The following is a 15690-nucleotide window of genomic DNA, read 5'->3' as shown; positions in this document are numbered from 1 at the left end:
CTTCTGCGGGGGATCAGCGGAGGCGGGCGACGACGGAGTCGCCGATCGCGGCCGTGGAGCGCGGGGTGCCGTCGCGCGACTCGATGTCGGCGGTCACGGCCGCGGTGACGCGGGCGGCCTCGTCGCTCCGGCCGAGGTGGTCCAGCAGCATCGCCGCCGAGAGGATCGCGGCGGTCGGGTCGGCGAGCTGCCGTCCGGCGATGTCGGGCGCGGATCCGTGGACCGGCTCGAACATGCTGGGGAACGCGCCGTCGGGGTTGATGTTGCCCGAGGCCGCGAGTCCGATGCCGCCGCTGATCGCGCCGGCCAGATCGGTCAGGATGTCGCCGAAGAGGTTGTCGGTGACGATGACGTCGAACCTAGCAGGGTCGGTCACGAGGAAGATCGTGGCGGCGTCCACGTGGAGGTAGTCGACGTCCACGTCCTCGAAGGCGGCCCCCACCTCGTCGACGATCCGCTTCCAGAGCGAGCCGGAGAAGACGAGGACGTTCGTCTTGTGGACGAGCGTCAGCCGGGAGCGACGCGTGCGGGCGAGCTCGAACGCGTGTCGGACGACGCGCTCGACCCCGTAGGCGGTGTTGACCGACACCTCGTTGGCGACCTCGTGCGGGGTGCCCTGCCGGATCGAGCCGCCGGTGCCGACGTAGGGCCCCTCCGTGCCCTCGCGGACGACCACGAAGTCGACCTCGCCGGGAGCCGCGAGCGGCGAGGGGACGCCCGCGTAGAGACGGGTGGGCCGCAGGTTGACGTAGTGGTCGAGCTCGAAGCGCAGCCGCAGCAGCAGTCCGCGCTCGATGTTCGCGTCCCGGAGGCGCGGGTCGCCCGGTGCTCCGCCGACGGCGCCCAGGAGGATCGCGTCGTGTCCCGCGATCGCCGCGAGGTCCTCGTCGGTGAGGACGTCGCCGGTCTCGAGGTAGCGGGCGGCGCCGAGCGAGAAGGTGGTCGTCTCGAGCACCAGGTCGGAGTCGGCGGTGACGGCGTCGAGGACCTTGACGGCCTCGGCGGTCACCTCGGGCCCGATCCCGTCTCCGGGGATGACGGCGAGCTTCACGGTGCGGGGCATGGCGGTCCTCAGGCGTACGGGGTCGGAGTCCCCCCAGCGTACTCGCGGCCCGCCCGCGCCGCGGTCCGGGGCACGCGCTCCGCCGGGCGGGCGAGGGGCCGCCTGGGAGTCGCTGCGCGTCCCGGGCGGCCTCCCTCGGGAGGAGAGGAGGAGCGTCAGCTCCGGCGGAGGCGCCAGGCGCCGACCGCGGCGGCGGCCAGCACGAGGACGACGCCGAGCCAGGCCGACCAGCCGACGCCCGAGTCGAACGCCGCGCTCGCCGACGCGACGAGGCTCGCGGCGGAGTCGGCGGGCAGCTCGCCGGCGACCGAGACGGCGCCGCCGAGGGTCTCCCCGGCCCGCTGCGCCTGCGCGGCGTCGAGGCCCTCGGGCAGCACGACTCCCCCGCGGTACACGGCGGTGAGGACCGTGCCGAGCGTCGCGGTGCCGAGGACGGCACCGAGCTCGTAGGCGGTCTCGGAGACGGCGGAGGCCGCACCGGCCTTGTCGGCGGGCGCGTTGGCCAGGATCAGCTCGTTCGACACCGTCTCGGCCGCACCGATGCCCAGGCCGAGGAACGCGAAGGCGACGGCGACGGTGAGCGCGGACGCTCCTCCCGGCGCCCCGCTGCCGAGGGCCAGCAGGATGTACCCGACGGCCGAGACCAGCAGTCCGGCCGGGACGACGAGGCGCGGAGCGACGCGGCGGGCGATCGGCACCACGCCGAGCCCGGCCAGGATCATCACGGCGAGGCCCGGCACGAGCACGAGGCCCGCCTCCAGGGGCGAGAGCCCGACCACGAGCTGCAGGTGCTGCGAGAGGAAGAAGAGCCCGCCGACCAGCGCGGTGACGCTGAGGAGGTTGACCACGATCGCCGCACTGAACGAGCCGCGGCGGAAGAGCGAGAGATCGAGCATCGGCGAGGCCCGGCGCTGCTGGCGGCGGACGAACAGAGCTCCCGAGACGACGCCCACGACGAGCGCCGCGACGCCGACCGCGTCGATCCCGTGCTCGGCGAAGGACTTCACCGCGTAGACGACCGGCGCCATGGTCGCCAGCGACAGCAGGATGCTGACCACGTCGACCGGGCCGGGCTGCGGGTCGCGCGACTCCGGCACCAGGATCGGCACCAGGACGACCAGCGGGAGCAGCACGGGCACCGCGAGCAGGAACACCGACCCCCAGGGGAAGTGCTCGAGCAGCACGCCGCCGACCAGCGGGCCGATGCCCGAGCCCACGGCGAAGCCGGTCGCCCAGATCGCGATCGCGAGGCGGCGCTGGTCGCGGTCGGGGAAGACGCTGCGCAGGAGCGAAAGTGTCGAGGGCATCAGCATCGCGCCGAAGAAGCCCAGTGCCGCGCGGGCGCCGATGAGCGCCGCGGCGGTGGGAGCGAACGCGGCCACGACCGAGACGGCGGCGAAGCCGACCGCGCCGACCAGCAGGAGGCGCCGCCGCCCGACGCGGTCGCCGAGGCTGCCCATCGCCACCAGCAGGCCCGCGAGCACCAGCGGGTAGGCGTCGACGATCCACAGCAGCTCGGTGCCGGAGGGGCCCAGATCCTCGGCGATCGAGGGGAGCGCGAAGTTCAGCACCGTGTTGTCGACCGAGACCAGCAGCACCGGGAGCATCAGCACCGCGAGCGCCACCCAGGCGCGTCGCCCGACCCTGTCGGCGGCGCCGGCGGTGTCGTGGGTGGAGACGGGAGCGGTGCGCGCGGACACGGGAACGACCTTTCAGAGGAGAACGGAGAGAGTATACCGTCCAGCCGGTACAGTCACCACTGATCCGCCGTAGGATGGTCGCCGTGCCTCCTGCCCCCGCCCGCGACCGCGTCCTCGACGCGTTCGAGCAGCTCCTCATCGAGCAGGGCGAGCGCGCCGCGACCCTCGACGCCGTCGCCCGCGAGGCCGGAGTCTCCAAGGGCGGGCTGCTCTACCACTTCCCCTCGAAGGACGCCCTCGTCGACGGGCTCCTGCAGCGCCTCGACGCGCGGCGGGAGGCGGACGTCGAGCAGAGCCTCGCTGCTCCCGAGGGCGTGGTCGCCTACCTGCTGCGCACCTCCTTCGCCGCCGACTCGGCCTTCGACCGCACGATCCTCGCCGTGTCGCGCATCGCGCAGGGGCACGACGAGCGCGCCAGCGGGGGCCTCGCGCGGATCCACGACAGCTGGAACGAGGTGGTCGCCGACGCCGTGGGCGACCCGCTCGTCGCCCGGGCGATCGTCCTGATGAGCGACGGGCTCTACTACAACTCCGCCCTGCTCCCCACGGGCTCGCAGTCGCGCGGCGAGGCCGAGGACGTCCTCGCGGTCGTCCAGCGCCTCCTCGGGAGCTGAACCGCGCCGCCCCGGCGGACCCGCTACAGCTCGACGACGCCGTCGATCAGGGTCACCGTCGCGCCGCCGATCCAGATCGCGCCGTCCGTGCTCTCGACGCGCACGCGCCCGGCTCGGCCCAGCGCCGCCCCCTGAGCGGCCGTGTAGCGCTCGGGCAGCACGCCGCTGCCGATCAGCCACTGGGCGATCCCCGCGTTGAGGCTCCCCGTCACCGGGTCCTCGGACACACCGGCGTCGGGGATGAACGCCCGCACCTCGACCGCGCACTCGCCTCCCGCCGGATGCTCGCCCACGACGCCGACGGGGAGCCCGGCGAGGAGAGCCTGGTCCGGCCGCAGCGCGAGGACCTGCTCCGCCGACGCGAGCCGCACGGCCAGCCAGCCGGGACCGTTGTCGACCCACTCGTGGTCGAGGATCTCCGCGCGCGGGATCCGCAGAGCCGCGGCCACCCGCTCGAGCGTCGCCTCGTCGACCGGCCCGGTCCGCCGGCGGGGCGGGGCGGCGAAGGCGATGCCCTCCTCCGTCACCCGCAGTCGGACGAGGCCCGCGGCGCACTCCTGCACGAGCTCCCCCGCCGCGCGGGCCGTCCCTCCGGCCGCGAGCCAGGCGTGCGCGCTCCCGAGGGTCGGGTGCCCGGCGAAGGGCAGCTCCCCGCCCGGCGTGAAGATCCGCAGCCGGTAGTCGGCCGCGGGGTCGCTCGGGCGGAGGAGGAAGGTCGTCTCGGAGAGGTTCGTCCAGCGTGCGAACTCCGCCATCGCGGCGTCGCCCACGCCGTCGCCGTCGACGACGACCGCCACCGGGTTGCCCCGGAACGGCGCGGCGCCGAAGACGTCGACCTGAGCGAATCTCCGCGTGCTCACTGCTCGGTGATGTCGATCTCCTGCATGAGGTCGGCGTCGATCGCGACGCGGACCTTCTCGAGCAGGCCGTCCGGGGCGGGCGAGTCGATGGTGATGACCGAGAGCGCCTTGCCGCCCGCCTCGGTGCGCGCGATCTGCATGCCCGCGATGTTGACCGCGGCGTCGCCGAACTCGCGGCCGTAGACCGCGACGATCCCGGGGCGGTCGACGTAGCTCATGACGACGAGGTGCTTCGCGAGGGGGACCTCGACGTCGTAGCCGTTGATCGCCACGATCTTCTCGACCTGCTTGGTGCCGGTCAGCGTGCCCGAGACCGAGATCTGCGAGCCGTCCGAGAGCGCGCCGCGCAGCGTGATCACGTTGCGGTACTCGTCCGAGACCGGCTCCGTGATCAGGCGCACCTCGATGCCGCGCTGCTCCGCGAGCACCGGCGCGTTGACGTAGGACACCGTCTCCGAGACCACGTTGGTGAACACGCCCTTGAGAGCCGCCAGCTTGAGGACCTTCACGTCGTAGCCGGCGAGCTCGCCGCGCACCTCGACGTCGATGGAGGTGACCGGCGAGTCCGCGAGGCCCGAGAAGACCTGGCCGAGCTTCTCGACCAGCGGGATGCCGGGGCGCACGTACTCGTCGATCACGCCGCCGGCGACGTTCACGGCGTCCGGCACGAGCTCACCCGAGAGCGCCAGGCGCACCGAGCGGGCGACCGAGACGCCGGCTTTCTCCTGCGCCTCGTCGGTCGAGGCCCCGAGGTGCGGAGTGACGACCACGTTCTCGAGGGCGAGCAGCGGCGATCCGGTCGGCGGCTCCTTCACGAACACGTCGAGTCCGGCGCCGGCGATGGTCTTCGCGACGAGCGCGCGGTGCAGCGCGTCCTCGTCGATGAGGCCGCCGCGGGCCACGTTCACGATGAACGCCGACGGCTTCATCAGCGCCAGCTGATCGTCCGAGATCATGCCCGTCGTCTCGGGGGTCCTCGGCATGTGGATGGTGATGAAGTCGCTCTCGGCCAGCAGCTCCTCCAGGGAGAGGAGCGTGACGCCGAGCTGCTGCGCGCGGGCGCTGGTCACGTAGGGGTCGTAGGCGACGACGTTCACGCCGAAGGCCTGCAGGCGCGCGGTGATCAGCGCGCCGATGCGGCCGAGGCCGATGATGCCGACGGTCTTCTCGTAGAGCTCGACGCCCGTGTACTTCGAGCGCTTCCAGAGGCCCTGCGCGAGCGCGCTGTGCGCGGCGGGGATGTGGCGGGCGAGGCTCAGGATGTGGCCGACGGTGAGCTCGGCGGCCGAGATGATGTTCGAGGTCGGCGCGTTCACGACCATGACGCCCGCGGCGGTCGCGGCGGTGATGTCGACGTTGTCCAGACCCACACCGGCGCGGGCGATCACCTGGAGCGAGGGGGCCGCGGCGATCGCCTCCGCGTCGACCTGCGTCGCGGAGCGCACGAGGATCGCGTGCGCCGTGGCGAGGGCCTCGAGCAGCGCCGGGCGGTCGGTGCCGTCCACGGAGCGGATCTCGAAGTCGGGACCGAGCGCGTCCACGGTGGCGGGCGAGAGTTCTTCGGCGATCAGGACGACCGGCTTTGTCACGAGAGGCGCTTCCTTCGGAGAGGGGACGGAGCGGGCACCGAGGCGGGGGCGTCGGCAGCCCCCCGTCACTGTAGCGGAGGGGTGCGCGCGCCCCGCGCCGTGTGACGCCGCCGGTCAGCTCAGCGAGACCAGGCTCTCGACGCCGAGGACGAGCTGCACGTCGAGCGAGAGCGCCGCCGAGAGGCAGAGGGCCGCCGCGAGCAGTCCGACGCGCGCCGGGAGCCCCCGGCGGCGGCCGAGCAGGACGGCGGCGACGAAGCAGGCGACCGGCAGCACCAGGCCGAGCAGGAGCACCGCCCAGCCCGTCGGATTCAGGTCGGTGCCGAGGGAGGCCGCGTAGCTGCGCAGGCCGATCAGGTTGCCGACCGCCTCCCAGACGTCCCAGGCGAAGAAGAGCGCGAACACCACGGCGACGAGGACGGAGGCGGCCAGGCGCCGGCCGGGCCGGTCGCGCCGGCCGGTCCCGCCGAGGGTGGCCCGGGTCGAGTCGGTCATCAGGCCCCCTTGAGGAACGGCAGCGGAGCGAGGAGGACGAGTCCGGCGACCAGCCAGAGCACGCGGGTGCGCACCCGGGAGTCGCGGGTGGCGAGGAGCACCACGGCGAACCACACCGGCGGCGCCAGGACCGCCAGCCAGAGCCCGAGCGAGTAGAGGGCGCCGCCGAGCGCATCGCCCGCGAAGCCGGCCGCGGCGACCGGCGACTGCCGCGTCGCCGTGATCGCCCAGGCGATGGCGTACAGGAGGTAGAGGCCGGCCGCGATGCCCGCGGCGATCAGCAGAGCGGACGAGGACGCGGCCTCGTCGGCGGGGTCCTCGACCTCGGAGTCGTCGTCGTCCGAGCCGTCGTCCGCCGGGCCCGCCCCCGCGACCGTGCGGGGCGTCCGGCGCACACGCGCCGTCCCCGCGGCGAGCGTCGGGTCCGCGCCCTCGCCCGCCCACTCCAGGGCCTCGTCGTCCGCGTCGTCCTCCGGGCCGGCGTCCGGCCCGCGGTCCGCCGGCGGGGTCGCCGCGTCGTCGTCCTCCGGGGAGCGGCCCGGTCCACCATCGATCACCGCAACACCCTAGCCGCGCGCACCTCGCAGGAGGCTCGGAGCCCGCCGCCGCCTCCCCGACACCCGGCGGACACCCCGCGTCCTCCCCCGGGGGCGAGGCTGAGCGGATGGACGACCGCCGCCGCCGCTTCGTCGCCCTCGGCGACTCCTTCACGGAGGGGGTCGGCGACCCGCACCCGCGCCTGCCGAACGGGGTGCGCGGCTGGGCCGACCGCGTCGCCGAGCGCCTGGCGAAGGCCGAGCCGGGCTGGGAGTACGCGAACCTCGCCGTCCGCTCGAAGCGCCTCGCCCAGATCACCGAGGACCAGCTCGCGCCCGCCCTCGCGCTCCGCCCCACGCTGATCACGCTGTACGCCGGCGGCAACGACATCCTCGACCTCGGCACCGACACCGTCGATCTGATCACCCGCTACGAGGCGCTCGTCGACGCGCTCGCGACCACCGGCGCCTCACTCGTGCTCTTCACCGGCGTCGACATCCCGGGACTGCCCGCCCCGCGGATGTTCCTGCGCCGCAACCACCTCTACAACAGCGCCGTCCGCCGGATCGCCCGCGAGCGGGGCGCGATCCTCGTCGACTACTGGGCGATGCGGGAGTTCCACTCCCCCGTGCTCTGGTCGCCCGACCGGATGCACCTCTCCAAGCGCGGCCACCGCGTCCTGGCCGGCCGAGTGCTCGACACGCTCGGCGTGCATCACACGATCTCGACCGGGCCCTGGGACGCCCCCGAGCCGCTCCGCCTCCGCGCGCGGCTGCGCGAGCAGCGCCGCTGGGCCGCCGACTGGGTCCTCCCCCTCGTCGGCCGCAAGCTGCGCCGGGTGACGCTCGGCGACCACCTCTCGCCCCGGTGGCCGGACCCCGTCCTCGTCCCGCCGAAGGGCGGTCTCCGCCGTCTCGTCCGCGAGCTCGAGCGGTAGTCGCGCCCCGGACGCGGAGGAGCCCCGGCCCGGCGGGGGGCTCCCGGTGGACGGGTCCCTCGTCGGACCGGGGCTCCCCCGATCGACGCGGTGCGGCTAGCGCGCGACGCTGCCGTCGGTGTAGTCCTCGTCGGTCTGCTTCCAGGCGAAGAGCTTGCGCAGCTCGCGGCCGGTCTCCTCGATCGGGTGCTTCTCGCCCTTGGCGCGCAGCTCCTGGAACTCGGGTCCGCCCGCGTCCTGGTCGCCGATGAAGCGCTTCGCGAAGGCACCGCTCTGGATGTCGCCGAGGACGGCCTTCATGTTCTCCTTCACGCGCGGGTCGATGACGCGCGGGCCGGAGACGTAGTCGCCGTACTCGGCGGTGTCGGAGACGCTCCAGCGCTGCTTGGCGATGCCGCCCTCCCACATGAGGTCGACGATGAGCTTGAGCTCGTGCAGCACCTCGAAGTAGGCGATCTCGGGCTGGTAGCCGGCCTCGACGAGGGTCTCGAAGCCGTACTGGACGAGCTGCGAGGTGCCGCCGCAGAGCACGGCCTGCTCGCCGAACAGGTCGGTCTCGGTCTCCTCGGTGAAGGTGGTCTTGATGACGCCGGCGCGGGTGCCGCCGATGGCCTTCGCGTAGGACTTCGCGGTCTCCCAGGCGGTGCCGGTCGCGTCGTTCTCGACAGCGATGATGTCCGGGATGCCGCGGCCGGCGACGAACTCGCGGCGCACGGTGTGGCCGGGGGCCTTCGGCGCGATGAGGATGACGTCGACGCCCGCGGGCGCCTCGATGTAGCCGAAGCGGATGTTGAAGCCGTGCGCGAAGGCGAGGGTCTTGCCCTCGGTCAGCGCGGACGCGATCTGCTCGCTGTAGATCGCGCGCTGGTGCTGGTCCGGCGCGAGGATCATGATCAGGTCGGCCCAGGCCGCGGCGTCGGCGACGCTCTTGACCTCGAAGCCGTCGTCCTCGGCCTTGGCGGTCGACTTCGACCCCTCCTTCAGCGCGATGACGACCTGGACGCCGGAGTCGCGGAGGTTCTGCGCGTGCGCGTGGCCCTGCGAGCCGTAGCCGACGATCGCGACCTTCTTGGACTGGATGATGGAGAGGTCGGCGTCGGCGTCGTAGATGAGCTCGGTCACGTGGTGAGTCCTTTTCTGTAGTGGAGAGTTCGCGGTCAGTTCTTGAAGACGCGCTCGGTGATCGACTTGGAGCCGCGCCCGATGGCGAGCAGGCCCGACTGCGCGATCTCCTTGATGCCGTAGGGCTCGATCACCCGCAGGAACGCGTTTGTCTTGCCGGTGTCGCCGGTGACCTCGATCACCAGGGCGTCCGTCGCGACGTCGACCACGCGGGCGCGGAAGAGCGTGACGGCCTCGAGCACCTGCGAGCGCGTGACGTTGTCGACGCGGACCTTGACGAGCAGGTGCTCGCGCTGGACTGACTGGTCGGTGTCGAGCTCGACGATCTTGATCACGTTGACGAGCTTGTTGAGCTGCTTCGTGACCTGCTCGAGCGGCAGGTCCTCGACGTCCACGGCGACCGTGATGCGCGAGAGCCCGGCCAGCTCGGTCGGACCGACCGCCAGCGACTCGATGTTGAAGCCGCGGCGGGCGAACAGCCCGGCCACACGGGTGAGCAGTCCCGGCTTGTCCTCGACGAGCAGGGAGAGAACGTGGTGCGTCATGCGGGTCTACTCCTCGTCGTCCCAGGTCGGGCTGTGGTCTCGGGCGTACTGGACGTAGCTGTTGGAGACGCCCTGCGGGACCATCGGCCAGACCATGGAGTCGCGGCTGACGACGAAGTCGATCACCACGGGCCGGTCGTTGGTGGCGATGGCGAGGCGGATGGCGTCGTCGATCTCCTCCGGCTTCGTGACGCGGATGCCGAGCGCGCCGTAGGCGTCGGCGAGCTTCACGAAGTCGGGCACCCGGACGGTGTCGTGACCCGTGTTGAGGTCGGTGTTGGAGTAGCGGCCCTCGTAGAACAGGGTCTGCCATTGGCGCACCATGCCGAGCGAGGAGTTGTTGATCACCGCGACCTTGATCGGGATGTCGTTGATCGTGCAGGTGGCGAGCTCCTGATTGGTCATCTGGAAGCAGCCGTCGCCGTCGATCGCCCATACGGTGCGCTCGGGCTCGCCGACCTTGGCGCCCATCGCCGCGGGCACGGAGTAGCCCATGGTGCCGGCGCCGCCGGAGTTCAGCCACGAGTTGGGGCGCTCGTACTTGATGAACTGCGCCGCCCACATCTGGTGCTGGCCGACGCCGGAGGCGAAGACGCCCTCGGGGCCGGTGATCTCGCCGATGCGCTTGATGACGTACTGCGGCGAGAGCAGGCCGTCGTTCGGCTCGGTGTAGCCGAGCGGGAACTCCGTCTGCAGGCCCTTGAGGTAGCTCCACCACTCGGAGGTGTCGGCGCGGCCGTCGGACGAGGCCTTGGCGAACGCGTCGGTGAGGTCCGGGAGGACGTCCTTCAGGTCGCCCACGATCGGCACGTCGGCGGTGCGGATCTTGGAGATCTCGGCCGGATCGATGTCGACGTGCACGACCTTGGCGTGGGGCGCGAAGAGCGCCGCCTTGCCGGTCACGCGGTCGTCGAAGCGCGAGCCCAGCGCGAGGATCAGGTCCGCCTCCTGCAGCGCGAGCACCGCGGGGACGGTGCCGTGCATGCCGGGCATGCCCAGGTGCTGCTCGTGCGAGTCCGGGAACGCTCCGCGCGCCATCAGCGTGGTCACCACGGGAGCGCCGCAGGCCTCGGCGAACGCCTTCAGCTCGGCGGCCGCGCGGGCGCGGATGATGCCGCCGCCCACGTAGAGCACCGGCTTCCTCGACTCGACCAGCAGCTGGGCCGCGGCCTGGATCTGCTTGCCGTGGGCCTTCGTGACCGGCCGGTATCCGGGCAGGTCGATCTTCGGCGGCCAGAGGAACGGCGCCTGGTCCTGCTGCGCGTCCTTCGTGATGTCGACCAGCACGGGGCCGGGGCGGCCGGTGGTGGCGATCAGCGCGGCGGAGGCGAGGGCCGAGGGGATGTCCTCGGGGCGCGTCACGAGGATGGAGTGCTTCGTGATCGGCATCGTGATGCCGACGATGTCCGCCTCCTGGAACGCGTCGGTCCCCATGAGCGTCGAGAACACCTGGCCGGTGATCGCGAGCATCGGGACCGAGTCCATGTAGGCGTCCGCGATCGCGGTGACCAGGTTGGTCGCTCCGGGGCCCGAGGTCGCGATGCAGACGCCGAGCTTCCCGGTCGCCGAGGCGTAGCCCTCGGCGGCGTGGCCGGCGCCCTGCTCGTGGCGGACCAGGATGTGCCGGACCTTCGAGGAGTCCATCAGCGGGTCGTAGACCGGGAGGATCGCGCCGCCGGGCAGGCCGAAGACGTCCTCGATCCCGAGCATCTCGAGCGAGCGGACGACCGCCTGCGCTCCGGTGAGGACCTCGGCCGCGGGGGCGGTACCGGGAGCGTGGGCGGGTCGGGGTGGCTGGGGCGTCGGTGCGGGCTGCACGGCGGACGGATCCGGAGTCATGCGGGTGTCGATTCCTTCAGGAGGTGGTGCGGCGGCGGGCAGAGCCGGAGGCGAGTGCCCGGGAACGCGAGTGCGCGGCCGGCCGGAGCGGGCCGGGTCACCCGGTGACGGCGCCCTCGGCTGCCGAGCGGACGAGCTTGGCGTACTTGGCGAGGACACCGCGGGTGTAGCGCGGAGGGAGAGGGGCCCAGCCTTCTCGGCGGGCGGCGAGCTCGGACTCGTCGACGAGTAGGTCGATCGAGCGAGCGGCGATGTCGACCCGAATCGGGTCTCCGTCGCGAACGAATGCGATGGGACCTGCGTCCACCGATTCGGGAGCTATGTGGCCGATGCACAGGCCGGTTGTGCCGCCTGAGAATCGTCCGTCCGTCAACAGTAGTACATCTTTTCCGAGCCCGGCCCCCTTGATGGCGGCGGTGATGGCGAGCATCTCGCGCATGCCGGGGCCGCCCTTGGGGCCCTCGTAGCGGATGACCACCACGTCGCCCTTCTCGATCCGGCCCTCGGTCAGGGCGTCCATCGCGGCGCGCTCGCGCTCGAACACGCGGGCCGGACCCTCGAAGACGGAGGCGTCGAAGCCGGCGGTCTTGACGACCGCGCCCTCGGGGGCGAGCGAGCCCTTGAGGATGGTGAGCCCGCCGGTCGCGTGGATCGGGTTGTCGAGGGTGCGGATGACCTCGCCGTCCAGCGGCGCGATGTCCATCGCGGCGAGGTTCTCGGCGACCGTTCTCCCGGTGACCGTCAGGCAGTCGCCGTGGAGCAGCCCGGCGTCCAGGAGCGCCTTCATCACGGCCGGGACGCCGCCGTGGCGGTCGACGTCGTTCATGACGTACTTGCCGAAGGGCTTGAGGTCGCCGATGTGCGGGATCGTGTCGCCGATGCGGTTGAAGTCGTCGATCGTCAGGTCGACCTCGGCCTCGTTGGCGATCGCGAGCAGGTGCAGGATGACGTTGGTCGACCCGCCGAAGGCCATCGCCACCGCGATCGCGTTCTCGAACGCCTCCTTGGTGAGGATGTCGCGGGCCGTGGTGCCGTTGCGCAGCAGCTCGACGACGGCCTCGCCGGACTTGCGGGCGAAGTAGTCGCGGCGGCGGTCGGCGGCGGCGGGCGAGGCGGAGCCGGGCAGGCTCATGCCGAGCGCCTCGGCGACGCTGGCCATGGTGTTGGCGGTGTACATGCCGCCGCAGGAGCCCTCGCCCGGGGCGAAGGCGCACTCGATGCGCTTGGCGTCCTCCTCGGACATGATCCCGGCCTTGACGCCGCCGACGGCCTCGAAGGAGTCGATGATCGTGATGTCCTTCTCGGTGCCGTCCGAGAGCTTGACCCAGCCCGGGGCGATCGAGCCGGCGTAGACGAACACGGCGGCGAGGTCGAGGCGGGCCGCGGCCATCAGCATGCCGGGCAGCGACTTGTCGCAGCCGGCCAGCATGACGGTGCCGTCCAGGCGCTCGGCCATCATCACGGTCTCGACGGAGTCGGCGATGACCTCGCGGGAGACGAGCGAGAAGTGCATGCCCTCGTGGCCCATCGAGATGCCGTCCGAGACGGAGATGGTGCCGAACTGGAGCGGGTAGCCGCCGCCGGAGTGCACGCCCTCCTTCGCGGAGCGCGCGAGGCGCTCGAGCGAGAGGTTGCAGGGGGTGATCTCGTTCCACGAGGACGCGATGCCGATCTGGGGCTTCTCCCAGTCGTCATCGCCCATCCCGACCGCCCGCAGCATCCCGCGCGACGTCGTGGCCTCGATGCCGTCCGTGACGGTGCGCGAGCGGGGCTTCCAATCGATTTCCGGCATGCGATGAGGCTACCGCCTCGCGCGCAGTGCCCCTGCTCGCCGGGCGGACCCGGACCGGCCCGCGCACCCGTCCCGGCCCCGGCCTCCGGCAGCGGCACCGGATGCGGACGTCCCCGCGGATCTCCGACTCGTCGCGAACGGCCGCTCCCCGCGTCGGCGGACGGCCGTCCGCAGCGGGTCGACGGAGCCGCACCGCGAGGGCGGCCGGCGCTGACGGCCGGAAGGGAGCTGCTACTCCGCGCGCAGGTCGGCCAGCAGCCGGAGCGCGTGCGCGACCTGCTCGGGGCCGCGGACCCGGTAGGAGGCCGCGGTGGTGCCCTCGCCGCTCTTGATGCCGACGTCGCCGGAGCCGAGGACCGCGAAGGCGTCCTCGTCCGTCACGTCGTCGCCCGCGTAGAGCACGGCGGTCGCGCCGGTGTAGCGGCGGAGGTGCTGCACGGCCTCGCCCTTGGTGGTCGAGCGGACCGAGAACTCCAGGACGTTCTTGCCCTCGCGGACGGTGACCCCCTGCACCTCGGCGCGCGCCTCGGAGAGGGCGACGACGTGGGCGACGCGGCTGTGGCGCTCGGTCGCGAGGCGGGTGTGCAGGGCGAAGCCGGCGGGCTTGTCCTCGATCCAGACGTTGTCGATCCCGCGGGCGATCCCCTTCAGGACGTCCTCGAGCACTCCCACCTTCTCGAGCTCGTCGTCGTCGAGCCGGACCGCGTCCTCCTCGGGGTCGAGGCGGATCTCGATGCCGTGGGAGCCGACCAGCAGCGCCTCGTCCGGCAGCTGCGAGACCTCCTCCAGGCTCCCGAGCGCCCGGCCGGAGACCAGCGCGACCCGGGTGCCGGGGAGGGCGAGGAGCCGCAGCACGGCCTCGCGCGCCTCGGGGAGCGCCCGCGCGCGGGCGGGGTCGTCGACCTCGGGTGCGAGGGTGCCGTCGAAGTCGAGGGCCACCAGGAGCCGGTCGGTCGCGGCGAGCTCCCGCAGCGCCGCCGCGAGCCGCTCGGGCACTCCCTCGCTCATCGCGCGCCGCCGTCGAGCTCGCGGTCGTCGGCGGCCTCCCGCTCGAGCTCGGCCGCCTGTCCGTGGGCCGCGTCGTCGCGGTGCTCGGCCTCCTGGCCGTGCGGCGCCTCCTGCCCGCGGGCGGCGGGCCGCACGTCGAGCTGCTGGCCGGCCGCGTGCTCCGCGAGAGCGGAGAGGAACGACTCGGACCAGCGCGCCACGTCGTTCTCGAGCACGCGGCGACGGAGCGCGCGCATGCGCCGGGTGCGCTCGACGCGCGGCATCCGCGCCGAGGCCTCCATCGCGTCCTTCAGCCCCGAGATGTCGTGCGGGTTCACCTGCACGGCCTGCTTGAGCTCGTCGGCCGCTCCGGCGAACTCGCTCAGCACGAGCACGCCGTCGTTGTCGAAGCGGGAGGCGACGTACTCCTTCGCGACGAGGTTCATCCCGTCGCGCAGCGCCGTCACGAGCATGACGTCGGCGGCGAGGTAGAGCGCCACCATCTCCTCGCGCGGGTAGCCGTGGTGGAGGTAGCTGATCGCCGGGTGCCCGAGCGTGCTGTAGTCGCCGTTGATCCGGCCGACCTGCAGCTCGATGTCGTCGCGCAGCTGCCGGTAGGTGTCCACGCGCTCGCGGCTCGGGCTCGCGACCTGCACCAGCACCGCGTCCTCGGAGGTGAGGCGGCCGTCCGCCAGGAGCTCGCCGAAGGCCTTCAGGCGGTGGCCGATCCCCTTGGTGTAGTCGAGCCGGTCGACGCCGAGCATGATCGTCGCGGGGTTGCCCAGCTCGGCGCGGATCTCGGCGGCGCGGGCCTGGATCTCGGGGGTGCGCGCCATCGCCTCGAACGACGCGGAGTCGATCGAGATCGGGAAGTGCCGGGCGACGACCGGGCGCACGCTCGCCCCGCGCCGCGAGCGGTTGACGCGGCGGGTGCCGCCGACGGCCTCCTCCTCGACCGGGACCTCGACGACCGTGCTGCGGGTGTCGTAGCCCAGCAGGCGCCGGACCGCGCGCAGGAAGCTGCCCGCGTCGCCCTGGCGCTGGAAGCCGATCACGTCGGCGCCGAGCAGGCCCTCGACGATCTGCCGGCGCCACGGGAGCTGCGCGAAGATCCCGTAGGGCGGGAACGGGATGTGGTTGAAGAAGCCGATCGTGACGTCGGGCCGGAGCTCCCGCAGCATCTTCGGCACGAGCTGGAGCTGGTAGTCCTGCACCCAGACCACGCCGTCCTCCTCCGTCACGGCCGCGGCCGCCTCGGCGAAGCGCTGGTTGACCCGCACGTAGGCGTCCCACCAGTCGCGGTGGTAGGTCGGGGGCGCGATCACGTCGTGGTACAGCGGCCAGAGCGTGTCGTTCGAGAAGCCCTCGTAGTAGTCCTCGAGCTCCTGCGCGCTGAGGGCGACGGGGACGATCTGCACGCCGTTGTCGACGAACGGGGCGACCTCCTCGTCGGCCACGCCGGGCCAGCCGACCCAGGCGCCCTCGTTCGCGCGCATCACGGGCTCGAGCGCGGTGACCAGCCCGCCGGGCGAGGTCTTCCAGGAGGCGGTGCCGTCCTCGGCCACGACGCGGTCCACGGGGAGGCGGTTCGAGACGACCACGAACGCGTT

At 72.7% G+C, this 15690-nt stretch carries 14 protein-coding genes; 2 read left to right on the top strand and 12 right to left on the bottom strand.

Annotation, left to right across the window (positions count from 1 at the left end; genetic code table 11):
* Positions 1-13 precede the first annotated feature (13 nt).
* Entirely contained in the window at positions 14-1063 is a 1050-nt protein-coding gene (locus C5C49_RS07735) for a 3-isopropylmalate dehydrogenase (RefSeq protein ID WP_104345836.1), read from the bottom strand.
* Between the two features lie 155 nt (positions 1064-1218).
* The gene (locus C5C49_RS07730) at positions 1219-2763 is read right to left on the bottom strand and encodes an MFS transporter (protein WP_258064161.1); all 1545 of its coding nucleotides are present in this window, start codon (positions 2761-2763) and stop codon (positions 1219-1221) included.
* 74 nt (positions 2764-2837) lie between these two features.
* Here C5C49_RS07730 and C5C49_RS07725 point away from each other — a divergent pair, with 74 nt between their 5' ends.
* Positions 2838-3377 (top strand): TetR/AcrR family transcriptional regulator, encoded by a 540-nt coding sequence (locus C5C49_RS07725; protein WP_219814579.1) that lies wholly within the window; start codon positions 2838-2840, stop codon positions 3375-3377.
* Positions 3378-3400: 23 nt separating this feature from the next.
* Here the strand turns inward: C5C49_RS07725 and C5C49_RS07720 are convergent, their stop codons facing one another.
* The 4 genes from C5C49_RS07720 to C5C49_RS07705 all read right to left on the bottom strand — a co-directional run bounded on the left by C5C49_RS07720 (position 3401) and on the right by C5C49_RS07705 (position 6878).
* A complete protein-coding gene (locus tag C5C49_RS07720; RefSeq protein ID WP_104268716.1) occupies positions 3401-4237 on the bottom strand; it encodes a PhzF family phenazine biosynthesis protein in 837 nt (278 codons plus the stop codon).
* Positions 4234-5826 (bottom strand): phosphoglycerate dehydrogenase, encoded by a 1593-nt coding sequence (gene serA / locus C5C49_RS07715; protein WP_104223535.1) that lies wholly within the window; start codon positions 5824-5826, stop codon positions 4234-4236. The genes C5C49_RS07720 and serA overlap by 4 nt, the downstream gene beginning before the upstream one ends.
* Positions 5827-5940: 114 nt before the next feature.
* Positions 5941-6321, bottom strand: coding sequence for a hypothetical protein (locus C5C49_RS07710; protein WP_104233218.1), 381 nt, complete (start codon positions 6319-6321; stop codon positions 5941-5943).
* Positions 6321-6878, bottom strand: coding sequence for a hypothetical protein (locus tag C5C49_RS07705; RefSeq protein ID WP_104345835.1), 558 nt, complete (start codon positions 6876-6878; stop codon positions 6321-6323). Before C5C49_RS07705 ends, C5C49_RS07710 begins: the two co-directional genes overlap by 1 nt.
* A 107-nt stretch (positions 6879-6985) precedes the next feature.
* Here C5C49_RS07705 and C5C49_RS07700 point away from each other — a divergent pair, with 107 nt between their 5' ends.
* Positions 6986-7795: an SGNH/GDSL hydrolase family protein gene (locus tag C5C49_RS07700; RefSeq protein WP_104226248.1), complete on the top strand. Its 810-nt coding sequence runs from the start codon at positions 6986-6988 to the stop codon at positions 7793-7795.
* Positions 7796-7891: 96 nt separating this feature from the next.
* Here C5C49_RS07700 and ilvC read toward each other — a convergent pair whose 3' ends face one another.
* The 6 genes from ilvC to C5C49_RS07670 all read right to left on the bottom strand — a co-directional run bounded on the left by ilvC (position 7892) and on the right by C5C49_RS07670 (position 15681).
* On the bottom strand, positions 7892-8917 hold the full coding sequence (gene ilvC / locus C5C49_RS07695; RefSeq protein WP_104223539.1) for a ketol-acid reductoisomerase: 1026 nt from the start codon (positions 8915-8917) through the stop codon (positions 7892-7894).
* Positions 8918-8952: 35 nt separating this feature from the next.
* Complete coding sequence (ilvN, locus tag C5C49_RS07690) at positions 8953-9462, bottom strand: acetolactate synthase small subunit (protein ID WP_104223540.1); 510 nt, start codon at positions 9460-9462, stop codon at positions 8953-8955.
* A gap of 6 nt (positions 9463-9468) precedes the next feature.
* Positions 9469-11301, bottom strand: a complete 1833-nt coding sequence (locus C5C49_RS07685) for an acetolactate synthase large subunit (RefSeq protein ID WP_104345834.1) — start codon at positions 11299-11301, stop codon at positions 9469-9471.
* Between the two features lie 97 nt (positions 11302-11398).
* A complete protein-coding gene (ilvD, locus tag C5C49_RS07680) occupies positions 11399-13093 on the bottom strand; it encodes a dihydroxy-acid dehydratase (RefSeq protein ID WP_104233215.1) in 1695 nt (564 codons plus the stop codon).
* Positions 13094-13324: 231 nt separating this feature from the next.
* A complete protein-coding gene (gene otsB, locus C5C49_RS07675) occupies positions 13325-14101 on the bottom strand; it encodes a trehalose-phosphatase (protein ID WP_104250141.1) in 777 nt (258 codons plus the stop codon).
* Positions 14098-15681, bottom strand: a complete 1584-nt coding sequence (locus C5C49_RS07670; protein WP_104250140.1) for a trehalose-6-phosphate synthase — start codon at positions 15679-15681, stop codon at positions 14098-14100. The genes otsB and C5C49_RS07670 overlap by 4 nt, the downstream gene beginning before the upstream one ends.
* Between the last annotated feature and the right edge of the window lie 9 nt (positions 15682-15690).

This window comes from Rathayibacter sp. AY1E2 (assembly GCF_002932325.1).
GTDB lineage: Bacteria > Actinomycetota > Actinomycetes > Actinomycetales > Microbacteriaceae > Rathayibacter.
Note: the sequence above shows the minus strand (reverse complement) of the source record. Positions and strands in the feature narration are given on the sequence as shown.